12 protein-coding genes are annotated in these 13,160 nt (G+C 65.7%); 8 read left to right on the top strand and 4 right to left on the bottom strand.

Features of this window, described 5'->3' with window-relative positions; genetic code table 11:
* The first annotated feature begins 183 nt into the window (after positions 1-183).
* Positions 184-624 (top strand): group I truncated hemoglobin, encoded by a 441-nt coding sequence (locus NA12_RS05460; RefSeq protein WP_084472369.1) that lies wholly within the window; start codon positions 184-186, stop codon positions 622-624.
* A gap of 29 nt (positions 625-653) precedes the next feature.
* On the opposite strand, the gene NA12_RS05465 is transcribed toward NA12_RS05460, so the two are convergent.
* Positions 654-2,282, bottom strand: a complete 1,629-nt coding sequence (locus NA12_RS05465) for an acyl-CoA synthetase (protein WP_207905601.1) — start codon at positions 2,280-2,282, stop codon at positions 654-656.
* 216 nt (positions 2,283-2,498) lie between these two features.
* Here NA12_RS05465 and NA12_RS05470 point away from each other — a divergent pair, with 216 nt between their 5' ends.
* The 4 genes from NA12_RS05470 to NA12_RS05485 all read left to right on the top strand — a co-directional run bounded on the left by NA12_RS05470 (position 2,499) and on the right by NA12_RS05485 (position 6,844).
* Entirely contained in the window at positions 2,499-3,356 is an 858-nt protein-coding gene (locus NA12_RS05470; RefSeq protein WP_067446684.1) for an oxygenase MpaB family protein, read from the top strand.
* A 10-nt stretch (positions 3,357-3,366) separates the two neighbouring features.
* On the top strand, positions 3,367-5,304 hold the full coding sequence (locus NA12_RS05475) for an AMP-dependent synthetase/ligase (RefSeq protein ID WP_067446686.1): 1,938 nt from the start codon (positions 3,367-3,369) through the stop codon (positions 5,302-5,304).
* 57 nt (positions 5,305-5,361) lie between these two features.
* The gene (gene hemC / locus NA12_RS05480; RefSeq protein ID WP_067446688.1) at positions 5,362-6,291 is read left to right on the top strand and encodes a hydroxymethylbilane synthase; all 930 of its coding nucleotides are present in this window, start codon (positions 5,362-5,364) and stop codon (positions 6,289-6,291) included.
* A 229-nt stretch (positions 6,292-6,520) separates the two neighbouring features.
* A complete protein-coding gene (locus NA12_RS05485; RefSeq protein WP_067447536.1) occupies positions 6,521-6,844 on the top strand; it encodes a WhiB family transcriptional regulator in 324 nt (107 codons plus the stop codon).
* A gap of 23 nt (positions 6,845-6,867) precedes the next feature.
* Here the strand turns inward: NA12_RS05485 and NA12_RS05490 are convergent, their stop codons facing one another.
* Positions 6,868-7,500 carry a TetR/AcrR family transcriptional regulator gene (locus tag NA12_RS05490; protein ID WP_067446690.1) on the bottom strand — a complete coding sequence of 211 codons (633 nt, stop codon included), beginning with the start codon at positions 7,498-7,500 and terminating at the stop codon, positions 6,868-6,870.
* Positions 7,501-7,546: 46 nt separating this feature from the next.
* Positions 7,547-8,290 (bottom strand): SDR family NAD(P)-dependent oxidoreductase, encoded by a 744-nt coding sequence (locus NA12_RS05495; RefSeq protein ID WP_067446693.1) that lies wholly within the window; start codon positions 8,288-8,290, stop codon positions 7,547-7,549.
* A gap of 817 nt (positions 8,291-9,107) precedes the next feature.
* Here NA12_RS05495 and NA12_RS05500 point away from each other — a divergent pair.
* The 3 genes from NA12_RS05500 (at position 9,108) to NA12_RS05510 (ending at position 11,968) form a co-directional block, all read left to right on the top strand.
* Positions 9,108-10,349 (top strand): oxygenase MpaB family protein, encoded by a 1,242-nt coding sequence (locus NA12_RS05500; RefSeq protein ID WP_067446695.1) that lies wholly within the window; start codon positions 9,108-9,110, stop codon positions 10,347-10,349.
* 70 nt (positions 10,350-10,419) lie between these two features.
* A complete protein-coding gene (locus NA12_RS05505; protein ID WP_067446697.1) occupies positions 10,420-10,698 on the top strand; it encodes a hypothetical protein in 279 nt (92 codons plus the stop codon).
* A 616-nt stretch (positions 10,699-11,314) separates the two neighbouring features.
* Positions 11,315-11,968 carry a class I SAM-dependent methyltransferase gene (locus NA12_RS05510; protein WP_165914811.1) on the top strand — a complete coding sequence of 218 codons (654 nt, stop codon included), beginning with the start codon at positions 11,315-11,317 and terminating at the stop codon, positions 11,966-11,968.
* Between the two features lie 62 nt (positions 11,969-12,030).
* On the opposite strand, the gene NA12_RS05515 is transcribed toward NA12_RS05510, so the two are convergent.
* On the bottom strand, positions 12,031-13,059 hold the full coding sequence (locus NA12_RS05515) for an alpha/beta hydrolase (RefSeq protein WP_084472462.1): 1,029 nt from the start codon (positions 13,057-13,059) through the stop codon (positions 12,031-12,033).
* Between the last annotated feature and the right edge of the window lie 101 nt (positions 13,060-13,160).

A 13,160-nucleotide genomic window follows, 5' to 3' on the forward strand; every position in this document is an offset into this window, starting at 1 on the left:
CTGAGGATCGACCGGCCACCAGCAAACCGGCCGCAGTACGAGACCCTTCGAGCGGACTACTTCAATCCCGAGACAGGAGGCGGCGCTGGAGTTAAGTTACTGACAATTCATTGCCGCCGGGCATTCCGGCAGTCGTCGTCGACTCCACCGTCGGTGACGTCGCGCGAAACGAGGACGACCACCATGGACGGATCGAATCGACGCAGCGCGCCTGCGTCCGACGACGATGGCGACGCATCGCGCGAAGTCCCGCCGCTCTATCAGCGGATCGGCGGTCACGCTGCCCTGGAGACAGTCGTCGACGACCTGTACCTGCGCATCCTCGCCGATGAGCGGCTGTCACCGTTCTTCGCCGGCACCGACCTCACCCGCATGAAGGGCCGACAGGTCGAGTTCTTCGCCGCGCTGCTCGGCGGACCCACGCCATACGTCGGCGCCTCGATGCGAACCGTTCACCGAGGACGCGGCATCACCGCGGGCCATTTCGGCCTGGTCGCAGGCCATCTCACCGACGCACTCACCGCAGCGGGGCTCGATCGAGAACTGACCGACCAGGTGATCGGCGCGGTCGCCTCACTGGCCGGCGACATCGCCACGGCTCGGGAGTCACCGACCCCGCCGTGACCGGCCACCACCGCGCCCGCGACCTGACCTCACCGCGGATCGGCGCTCCCGAGCTTGCGACGCAGCAGTTTGCCCGTGGCATTGCGCGGCAACTCGTCGACGAACACCACATCCCGTGGAACTTTGTGGCGCGCGAGGGTCGCTTTGACATAGTCCTTGATCTGTTGCGCGTCGCAGGACGCATCCGGTGCGAGCACAACGAACGCGCGCAGGCGTTTGCCGAAGTCGGGATCTTCCACCCCCACGACCGCCGCCTCGAGGATGTCGGGTCGCTCCACGAGCAGGTTCTCGACCTCGAGCGGAAAGACGTTCTCCCCGCCGGAGATGATCATGTCGTCGTCTCGACCGTCGATGAACAGCCTTCCCGCCGCGTCGAAATGGCCGATATCGCCGCTGGACTGCATGCCGTCGACAGTCTCCTTACCCGTACCGTCGGTGTAACCGCCGAAACTCAGTGCGCTGGCGACGAAGATGGTGCCGACAACACCCGGCTCGGTGACCCGACGGCGCTGGTCGTCATAGATCGCGACCCGGCAGCCCACGGGTGGGCGACCGACGGTGCCCGGCGCTTCCCGCATATCGGACGGCGTGGCGACGGCCGCCACCGCCACCTCCGTCGAGGCGTACAGGTTGTAGAGCACCTCACCGAACGCCCGCGCGGTACGCCTGCTCAGGTCGGGCGAAATAGAGGATCCGGCCGCGAAGATCACCTTCAGCGAGGACGTGTCGTATTCGGCCAGCACGGGTTCCCCCAGATCGACGATGCGCTGCAGCATCGTCGGCACCAGCACCAGCGTGCCCGCGCGATGGTGTTCGATATCGGCCAGCGTGCGACGCGGGTCGAACTTGCGCTGCTGCAAGACGATCGCGTTGCCCAGCGCCCAGCCCAGAATCAGCTGTGACAGACCGGTGCCGTGAAACGCCGGCGCCGCGAGCACGGTCGCACTCGCCTTCGGCAAGGGGATCCGGTCGAGGAACTGCGCCGATTGCAGGGGCGAAACCTTGCCTCGCGGCGCACCCTTGGGTGTGCCGGTAGTGCCGCTGGTGAGTACCACGATCCCGCCGGGCCGGGTAGGAGCCTTCGGCGGGCGAGTGGTTCGACCCGCTCGAACATCGTCCAGAGTGGGTCGTCCGTGGTTCACCCAGCCGTCGTTCGAGGTCAGAATCATTGGTAACTTATCGGCCAATTCGCCGAAGCGGTCGACGAACTCGGCGTCGAGCAGGACCGCACCCACGTTTTCGCGTTCCGCCACCGAAACGAGCTGCGGGCCAGCCATTCCCGTATTGAGCAGCACGATACGCGCACCCAGCTTGCCCGCCGCGAGAAGCGACAACACCATCCCCCGATGGTCGCGACACAGCGCGGCCAGCACGGTGTCACTCGCGATCCCCCGCGCGACAAGGCCGTTGGCCACCGCGTTCGACAGGCTGTCGAGCTCCGCGAAGGTCAACGACCCCTGCTCGTCGACGATGGCGGTGGCAGCGCCGTCACTGCGCGCAGCGTGCGCGAACGCGGTGACCACCGGACCGAGCACCGCCGCGTCCCTTGCCGTGCGCACCAACTCCGCCGGGTGCTGGAGTTCGATCGCGCCGCTTCTACGCAGCACGCCGACGGCGGACAGGCCGTCAGCCACCGTTCTGACCAGGGCTGCAGGCATGCTCGGGATCGCCGACATGGACACCTCCGAAGGATTCGAGTACTCGGGACAGCCGATCGGAACCTACGCACCGACAGCCGATGGCGATCGTATCCCTAGTCGGAACCATTAGTAACTTATTGCGGTCGAAAGTACCGGGAAAGCATTGTGGAAGCCCGGGCCCGAATGAGAACATGAGTCCGTGAATCTCTCATCCTTTCGAACCGGAGGTCGGTCATGACCCGTGCAGCGAGGGCTGGTCGGCCGCAGGACGTCTCGGACGACATCGCGCGCAGGCACCGCTACCTCAACGGCGTCGGCGCCCTGCTCGGCGGCCCGGCGAACGTGATCATGCAGCTGAGCCTGCCGCCGGTGGGTCGCGGCGTGGTGGAGAGCGTCGTCGAATCGGGCAGCTACGCCACGCGTCCGGCCAAGCGCGGCCGAACCACGCTCACCTACCTCGCGGTGGCGATGATCGGAACCGACGAGGACCAGGCCGCCTACCGTGCCGCGGTGGGCACCGCGCACCGGCAGGTGCGCTCGGGACCGCAGAGCCCTGTTCGGTACAACGCCTTCGACCCTCAGCTGCAACTGTGGGTGGCCGGCTGCCTGTACCGAGGTGTCGTCGACACGATGGACCTGCTCTACGGCGGCATGAACGAGCAGGATGCCGAACAGATGTATCGCGATGCCGCCAGGTTCGGGACAACGCTGCAGATGCCGGCCGAGCTGTGGCCCGCCGACCGCGCGGCCTTCGAGCGGTACTGGGACTCGATGGTCGGTGAACTGTCCTTCGACGACGAAGTCCGCACCTACCTGCTCACCTACGTGGTCGGGCTGGCGGCATGGAGTCGAGGCGTACGCGTGGCGTTCGGCCCGGTGAATCGCTTCTTCACCACCGGGTTTCTGCCCCAGCGGTTCCGCGACGAGATGGGCCTGCGGTGGAGTCCGCGCAGGCAGCGCGTGTTCGAGATCGTGATGCGCACGACGGGCCGACTGCTCGAGGTGTTGCCGGACGCTTGGCGAGCAAAGCCCTTCGAGCGCTACCTCGACGACATGCGTGAGCGTCGATCACAGGGCAAGAGCCTCATCTGAGCCACCTGTGATGAGGCGAGAGTTGCATCGGGCCGGATCCTCCGTCGCTTTCCCCCATCGCTGCGGCGAATTCGTCGTCACCCTGCCCGAGGCATTCCAGGCGACGGTGGCGCTGGGTGGGGACGCGACAGCGTTGCGCAGCCACGACCGAACGACGCGGCTCTCCTGGCGTCGATACGGCGACGCGGTGCGTGACATCGCGTGCGGTCTGCTCGAGTTGTCGGTCGAAAAGGGTGAGACGATCGGCCTGATGTTGGCGAACAGACCGGAATTCCACCTGGTCGATACCGCCGCCCTGCATGTCGGCGCCACGCCCTTCTCGATCTACAACACGATGGCTCCCCAGCAGATCGCCGAGGTGTGTGCCAACGCCCAGAACCGGATCATCGTCACCGAGAGCCGGTTCCTGCCCGTTCTCCGGCAAGCCGGGGTGACGTTCGAGGTCGTCATCTGTATCGACGATCCGATCCGCGGAACGCTCTCGCTGGACCGGCTCGCCGGAATGAGAACGCAGGCACACCTTTTCGAGTCGGTGTGGCGCGATGTCCGGCCCGACGATCTCGCGACCATCAGCTACACCTCGGGGACGACCGGCTCACCGAAGGGGGTGGAGTTGTCGCATGCCAACATCCTGGCCCAATTGGTCGGGCTAGCCGACCATCTCCCCGTGGGTCCGCGAGATCGGATTCTGTCGTACCTGCCCGCCGCCCATATCGCGGACCGGGTCACCGCCCACTACGGCGCGATGGTCCGCGGCGTCGCGGTCACGACACTGCACGATCCCACGAGGTTGGCGGAGGCGATGTCGGACACGCGCCCGACGATCGTGTTCGGGGTTCCGCAGGTGTGGCAGAAGACCCGATCCGCGATCGAGCGTGGCATCGAGACTGCGCCGAGCGCCCGGGTCCGCAGGGTCGGCCGGTGGGCGCTGGCCGTCGGACAGCGCTGCGCGAACATGCGCAGCGAAGGCGCCACGCCCGGGCCGTGGCTGCGGCTTCGGTACCGGTTGGCCGATCGGTTGGTGCTGCGGCGGGTGCTGCGGGCAGCGGGCCTGGACGCCGTGCGTTTCGCGGTGTCGGGTGCCGCACCACTGTCCGAGGACGCGGCACAGTTCTTTCCGGCGTTCGGCATTGCGCTGACCCAGGTCTGGGGGCTCACCGAGGCCACCGGCGTCTGCACCACCACCTCGTCGGCCACGGTCTCGACGAGTTCGGTCGGAACGCCGGTAGCCGGCATCGACATGCGACTCGGTATCGATGGCGAGATCTTCGTGCGCGGACCGGCCGTCATGCGCGGCTACCACCGGGACCCGTCGGCCACCTACCGGGCCATCGATGCCGAGGGCTGGTTGCGGACCGGGGACCTGGGCGAGATCGATACCGAAGGCGGATTGCGCATCGTGGGGCGCAAGAGCGAGATGATCATCACCGATGAGGGTGACAACATCTCGCCCGCCATCATCGAGAACGCCATCGCCGCCGCGTCCTTCCTGATCGGCCATGTGATCGTTGTCGGCGAGCAGCGGCCCTACCTGACCGCGCTGATCACGCTGGACGAGGAGGCCATCGCCGCCGATGCCCGCCTGGCGCAGGTCGAGCCGGCGGCGCTCGAGGTCCTCTGTCAGCGACCCGGGGTTCGCGAAGCGGTGTCCGAGGCGGTTCGCGCCGTGAATTCCACGGTATCGGGACCCGAACAGGTCCGGCGATTCATATTGCTCGACCATGTCTGGCGACTCGGCAGCGCAGAAGTTACTCCCAAATCCAGCCTTCGGCGCCGGTCGATCGAGCAGAACTACGCCGCGCAGATCGATTCGCTCTACCATTCCTCGCCACCGATCAACGCCATTGACGTGACCATTACGCCGGCACCACCGAAGCCCGCATTCCACACCCAGAAGAACTCGCGCACCGAGCCGTATTCGGCCCACTGGCCGTCACGCGGACTGTAACGAAAAAATACTATCCATCTCGCCTGTGCGATACGGCGACGAAGAGCAAGGGTCACAATGCCCAGTTCACGCAGGATTCGGATATCGACACGCTCGAGCCCGATGGCAGTTCATCAGGCCGAGCAGGTGGCCGCGGGACTCGGTCGGCTCGGCGCCGCCACCGAGCTGATCAAACTCACGACGGCTGGTGACCGGTGGATGGGCGACCTGGCCGCGCTCGGTGGCAAGGGCGCGTTCGTCAAGGAAATCGACGGTGCGTTGCTCGCCGGCGAAGCCGATCTGGCGGTGCACTGCTTGAAGGATATTCCCGGCGATGTCCCCATTCCACCGGGTTTGACCTTCGCCGCCTATATGGCCCGCGAAGATGTGCGTGATGCCGTGATCAGCCGCAGCGGTGCCGCACTGTCCGATCTTCCTGTCGGCGCGACCGTCGGCACGAGTTCCGTCCGCCGAACGGCGCAACTGCGAATCCGTCACCCGCACCTCGACATTCAGCCGTTGCGCGGCAACGTCAACACCAGACTGGCTCGCCTCGACGAGGGGCATTTCGACGCGATCGTCGCCGCGGTATCGGGCCTTCGACGGGTCGGCCTGCAGCACCGGATCACCGAGACCCTCACGATCGAGCACATGTGCCCACCGATCGGCGCCGGCATCATCGTGCTGCAGTGTCGCGAGGACGACGACGAGGTGCGCCGGCTCACCGCCCAGTTGGACGATCCGGGCACCCGCCGCCAGGCCACCGCCGAACGAGCGATGCTGCACGCCCTGCAAGGACACTGCAACTCACCGATCGCGGGCCTGGCGACCGACGCCCCCGGCAGTCGGATCATGCTGCGGGGCAGCGTCTTCTCCCCGGACGGATCACGATGGCTCGACGCCCAGGACTGGGGCGTCGACGACGATCCCGAGGCCTTGGGATTCTTCATCGGGTCGAACCTGCTGCGCCAGGGCGCACGTCGATTGATCGACGAAATTCCGCACTGACCCCGGGCCGTTCGGGCGTCACCGTCGATTCTCGACAATTTGCCGCCATTGCGGGCTGGGCACAAAAGGAGAATGCCGACCGCGCATTCGTTCATCCGGCACCATCCACCAGCCCTGGCAATCTACCCCTCCAACTGTTAAGTTAACGTCCATTCTAGATATCGATGAGGCACACCGGATGTACCGCGTTCGGCCTTCGTCGACAACGAACGATCACCAGGAGAACCCGATGGCTGCTGATATTCGACGACCTGATCGCAGCGCGCGTGTCGTTCTCCCCGAGCCGACCGCCGCGGCGTGGGACTGGCAGTTGACCGCCCGATGCAGGCAGATGGAGCAGGAACTGTTCTTTCCGAGCGCCGAGGAACATCTCGGATCGGTCCGCACCCAGGTTCTGCACGCCAAGACGATCTGCCGAGCCTGCCCGGTACTCACCCATTGCCGCGCCTATGCGATCGAGGCCGGTGAGACACACGGCATCTGGGGCGGAATGACCGCGTTGGAACGCGCCAGGCACCGGCGTCGGACTTCTTTGCGCGGCACCGACACTTAGCAACCGCGCGGCCCACCGGTGCGCTAGCCGATTCCGGACAGCCCTGTCCAGAACAGGGCCACGGTGGTGTCGACCGCGTCGATCTTGGGAATCGGACGACCGGCGTCGAACCAGTAGCGAGCCGCCAGGTGGCTGGCACCGACGAGACCGAATGCGCAGGCCCGGGCGTGATAGGGGTCCATCCCCGCCGCGTCGAGTTCGGCACCGACCAGTGCGGCGCATTCGGTCATCGCCCGCCGTACCCGGGCCTCGACGCTCGGCTCACTCGGAACCGGAGTGTCGAAGACGAGCGTGTATCCGGCACCGTTGTCTTCGTCGACGAAGTCGAAATAGGCCGCCACCATGCGCCGCACCGTGTTCTCGGACCCGGTAGTCGTCCGGAGCGCGTCCCGGATACCGCCCACCATGCGGTCCAGATAGCGTTGCAGCACAGTGGAATACAGGTCCACCTTGCCCGTGAAGTGGTTGTAGAGCACCGGTTTGCTCACCTGGGCCCTGATGCTGATCTCTTCCATGCTGGCGCCGTGGAAACCGTGATCGACGAAGACGTCACGCGCGGCGCCGATGACGACCTCGCGGCGCCGCGCACGGGCGGCGCCGCGATCCGCGCGGGTGACGAAGTGCGCGTTTCCCGCCTCGCCGCGCGTCACGGTCATCGCGCCGCGCTCGCGGCCTCGGACCCGGTAGGCGATGAGCAGCCGATCACGCTCGCCACAACTGACCCCCCGCCCGGGATACGACGATATTGGGGACGACCGCGTTCGCGGACAGACGCGTGATGGCCAGCACCAGTTCCGCGATGTCACCGGTGGTGAGCATCGCCGCGCGGTCGAGCTCGTCGCGTTTCCACGCCGTCATATCGGTATCGACGTAGCCGGGCGAGATAGCTGTCGCGCTGACGCCGTTCGCGGATTCCTCCAGCGAAATGGTTTCGCAGAGCGACACCAGCGCGGCTTTCGACGCCCCGTAGGCGGCCAGCCCCGGCTCTCCCGCGACACCGGTGATCGATGCCAGCGCGACGATCTTCGCGCCGACGCCGGGGTTGCCCTTCGCCGTCTCACGCAGCAACGGCAGACAGTGCTGCACGAGAGTGAGGGGGCCACGAACGTTGATATCGAACATGCGGTGGTAACTCGACGAGCTCATCGTCGCCACCGGACCGGCGGTGCCGGTACCGGCGCAGTGCACCAGGACGTCGAGGCGACCGAACCGGTCGGCGTGGGTGTCGGCGAGCTGCTGCAACTGTTCAGGATCGTTCATGTTCGCGACCACGGGCACCACGTCGACGCCGTGGTCGTCGCGCAGCTCGCCGGCGGCATCGTCGAGGACCGCCTTGTCACGGGCGGCGAGCGTGAGGTCGTAACCGAGTTCGGCGAGGCGGCGCGCGACCTCCGCGCCGATCCCGCGCGAGCCGCCGGTGATCAGGGCACAACGTCGATCCGTCATCGCCGCGCCGATCCCGCGCCGGCCGGCACCACGATCAGCGCGCGGCGACGATCAGCCGACTCACCGAGCACGCCGGAGAACACGGTAGCCGGACGCACCCGCGACGGTCCCCCGCCGGACCCTCTCCGGCCAAACGATGGTCGAAGCACGTCGACGATGACTGCGGACATCTTTGGTTCTCCTCACGCCCTCTCGCCGACGGTCGGCGACAGATCAGATAAGTTAACCATGATTCTCGCAATTTCGGTAAGGGCAGCTCAGAACCCTCGCGGCGAGGCGGATTGTCACGCATCGAGCTCTATGTTAAGGACAATTCTCTCATTCCGGCATTGCGCCCGAGGTTCGATCACAGCCCTCCGACAGATCGGCCGTGCGGCAGGAACGTCCGGGCTCGAATCCCGGCGAGTACACGCCCCTATACGGTAGCGTCGCCCTCCGGCATCGGCCGGAGACGACGGCAGTCACCGCCGGGCACTCGGCGCCGACGACCCGATTCCGCGGCGCGGCATGCAGCTAAGTTACCAATCACCCCATCAAAACCGCACCTCAGGAGCTGGTGGCCTGTTCAACCACCCGCGAGCTCCGCGCACGTCCGGTCAGATGTGATGTCCATGCAGGTCATAGCCACCTGATGAGACCTCCGTACAGCGTCACACCACCCGAGCCCACCCTACCGGGTGGTGTCCATCCGCGTTACGTGGACACGGCGCCCCTCCCCCTGTTAAGTTACTCACTATTCTAGGCCGATCCGGTGAAGCGAAGTGAGTGCTCTCGCCACGGCCTAGGAGTCTGATCGTGCTCAATGAGGAGTAAAGTCATGGATAGACTCAACAGGCGCAATGCGCTGAAGGCCGGCGGAATGCTCGGCGTTGCCGGCACCCTCGGGTTGGCTGCGACGGCGCGGGCTGAACCGTGGACCTGGTCACCCGAAGGATCGGTGGCCGGCTCCGGCTCCGGTCTCGACCCGATGACGGTATGGGATCCCGAAGCCGACCAGCTGGTCGCCGGACTGATCGATCGCGGCGAGGTCCCCAAGGTCAACGAACTGTTGCGGACCTGGACCAGGAACGGTCAGGCACTGCCCGCCGGCCTGCCCGCGGAGTTGCGCGACTTCATGGAATACGCCCGCCGACTGCCGCAGTGGACCGACCCGGGCAAGTTGGATACCGCGATCTCGTTCAACAAGAAGCGCGGCCTGTATCTCGGAGTCCTGTACGGATTCGCCAGCGGCATGATGAGCACCGTCATCCCGAAGGAGGCGAAGGCCGTCTATTACTCCAAGGGCGGCCACGACCTCAAGGACCGTATTACCAAAACCGCGAAGCTCGGCTACGACATCGGCAGCTCGAATGCCTATGCCGCGGACGGGGAAATGATCGTCACCTGCGTCAAGACTCGACTGGTGCACGCGGCGGTGCGCCATCTGCTGCCGCAATCCCCGCACTGGGTGCACTCCGCCGAGGAGGACATCCCGATCAGCCAGAACGACATCATGGTCACCTGGCACAGCCTGCCGACGACGGTGATGAAGCACCTCAACAACTGGAAGGTGCCGATCCCGACACACGAATCGGAAGCCTTCCTGCATTCCTGGCAGGTCGCCGGTCACCTGCTCGGCGTCCGTGACGAATACATCCCCAAGTCCTGGCCCGACGCCAATTCCCAGGCGGCGCAGGTACTCGATCCCATCATCGCGGCGACCCCGGAAGGCGCCAAGCTGGCCGACCGGCTCCTGAGCCTGGGCGCGAATATCGATCTGTCGATTCTGAGCAAGCCGATTCTCGGCGCGTTCACTCGGTTCCTGCTCGGCGACAAGACCGCCGACGGGCTCTCGATTCCGCGGGAACCGGTCTGGGATCCGCTGCTCCAGTTCGCGTGGGGTCCGTTCATCGCCGTGCGCGAGGGCGCGCTCAGCATCGTCCCGCCGCTCGAGGATCCCTACTGGCTCCTCGACGAATTCCTGCGCAAGGCCGCGCTGATCTACCTGGCCGAACTGCGCATGCCGATCAGCATCGAGATCCCGACGATGAACCGCGACATGAGCCAGCCACCGCGCTGACGCTCGGCGAAGTTCGGCACGAACCCATTTTTTTCCGGGGAGTTCGCACTCCCCCAGCAAGGAGCACAAAATGCGTAACACCCTTCGTATCGCCGCGGCCTCGGTCGCGGTAGCCGGTCTCGTCGGAACCGCGGCGGGGACGGCGGCAGCCGCGACCGGCTCGTCGGCAGTGGACTCCGGCTCGGCCGCCGCCAGCTCGGCCGTGGAACTGGCCGGACGCGGTGACATCATCGGAACGCTCGTCCTGCTCGTCGTCACTCCGATTTTCATCGTGACGGACACCCTCTGCGAACTGGCCCCCGCCGTCGGTTCGGCGAGCCCGTGCACGCCGGGACCCAAGCACTACTGAAAGGCTGTTGTCTCGAATTGACGCGGCGGCGGACCTGCTGCCGTCGCGACGATCGGGAAGTACGGAAATGCGCGACAGTGCAGCCACCCAGGCAGACGCAGCGCCGTGGACGCCGAAACCGGTCTCGGCGTCCGGGGTTCACGAGGTACTCAATTACTTCGGGAAATGCCCCTCGTGCGGGTATCCATCGCGGGCCAGCACGCACACCGTCTATTACAGCGACGGATCGACATCCGCGATGGTGACGGGCATGTGCGAGTCACCCTGCGGTTGGTCGGGACCGGTGAAACTCACCACCATGACCGCTCGCCGCCCGTTCGATCAGCCGGATTGACGGCAGCTCGACGGACATATTCTCGGTTTCAGCGCACCGGATGCGAGCATCGCACCCGGTGCGCCGAACGCTCTACCAGTACTTTCGATCACCGCCGTCGCCCGGTTCGGTAGCTGAACCGGCCCCTGATCCGGCCCCCGGACGGGAGGCGAATTCGTCGATGTCGTAGCACCGCAATGCGGTCGGACTACGCTGGCCGCGATGCCGTCCATCGATGAATTGAGGGGACTACGCGTGACCAGCAGCGAATTCGCATACACGGGGTGTGACAACCTGGAGGCGATGACCGAAGCGGTCAACTACAACAGATTTCTGATCGACTGTGTAGACGAATACGTCACGTCACCGGACCTACGCATACTCGACTTCGGTGCCGGTAGAGGTACCTACGCCGATATGCTGGCCGAGCGCCGGATAATTCCGGATTGTCTCGAACCCGACACCGAACTGCAGAAGTTGCTGCTGTCGAAAGGCTACAAGGTCGTCGATTACGACGCCGAGCCATCCGAATCCGACATGTACAGCCTTATTTATTCTTTCAACGTGTTCGAACACATCAAGAACGATCAGGAGGCCTCCGAACACCTGGCCTCGCTGCTGCGGCCCGGCGGGACGCTGGTGATCTATGTGCCCGCGCTCGAGCTGCTGTTCACCTCGATGGATACGAAAGTCGGACACTACCGGCGTTATCGCCGGACTCAACTCAATCGCATTCTCCGCAACGCGGGTCTGGAGATCGTGGAGTCGCGCTACTGCGACCCGATCGGCTTCTTCGCCACCTTGGCCTACAAGTTCGCCGGTAGCGACGACGGCACGATCAACACCCGAGCGCTGAAGCTCTACGACCGAGTCGTGTTCCCGCTCAGCAAGCTCCTGCAAGCTGTCACCGGCAAGCTGTTCGGCAAGAATGTGCTGGTAGTGGCCACGAAGTCCTGAGAACCGGCACGCCGGGAGCCCGATGGCCTCGGATCAGGTCATCGGGCTCCGGCTCGGCCGAGTCAGTTGGTCCGGCTGCCCACCGAGCGCGCCAGGAAAGGCCACGACGAGCGAAGGTCGTCCTCCCAGTATCCCCAGGAGTGCGTACCGACCGGACGTTCGTCCAGGGTGACCGGAATGTTCAACTCGCGCAGCCGATTCGCGAGGTTCACGGTGCAGAAATGCACGGCCGCCTCGATGGGGCCGCCGAAGGCGATCTGGACCGGAAGCGGGATCCGGCCCTCCTGGACACGCTTGTCGGCCGGTGTGTCGTGGGGCGCGCCGGGGATTCCGGTACCGGTGCTCAGATAGACCTCGGTGCCGCGCAGTCCTTCCGCGTTGACGAGCGGGTCATTGGCGCGCCACAGGGGGCCGTTGCGCGGTCCCCACATGTTCTCGATGCTCTGCCCACCACCCCAGTTCTCGACCGTGATCCGCACGAATTCCTGGCCTATGGGGTCCGAGGTCTGCGCACAACCGCTGTAGGACGCCACGCTGTTCCAGAAACCGGGCTTGGCGATCGCCAGGTTCAGCACCGAGGTGCCGCTCATCGACACACCGACCACGGTGCGGTTGCCATCGGCGCGCAGGTATCCCTCGATCACCGACGGCAGTTCCTCGTTGAGGAATGTCTGCCATTTGTTGCGGCCGAGCGCCGCGTCGTCGCGCACCCAGTCGGTGTAGTAGGAGCTGGCGCCGCCGACCGGGGTCACGACGTTGACGTCCTTGTCGCGCAAGAAGCTCACCGCGTCGGTCTGCGCGTCCCAGCCGCTCTCGTTCGGGCCGCCCTGCGAACCGTTGAGCAGATACATCGTCGGCCGCGGGTGCTCGGTATCGGCCGCTCGGATCACCTGCACCGGGATCGGCTTGTCCATCGCGGGCGAGAAGACGGTCACCAGTTGACGTCTGCTGTCGATGTCGACGGCCGAGACCACCCCGGCCGTCTCGGCGACAGCGACACCGGCCGGCAACGCCAGCGCGGTGCAGGCCAGCGTGCTCACCAGCGCAGCGCCTACCGCTGCCGTACGGATCGATCGACGTGTTCTTCTCACCAGCGCGAACCTCTCGTCTACCGTATGCACTCGCTCGAGTGCGGGGTCACCCCACGGTGAACGTGGGGCATGAAGAGAGGTTCGGACCGCGTCAGCCCGCG

Source organism: Nocardia alba NBRC 108234 (assembly GCF_001612665.1).
Classification (GTDB): Bacteria; Actinomycetota; Actinomycetes; order Mycobacteriales; family Mycobacteriaceae; genus Nocardia; species Nocardia alba.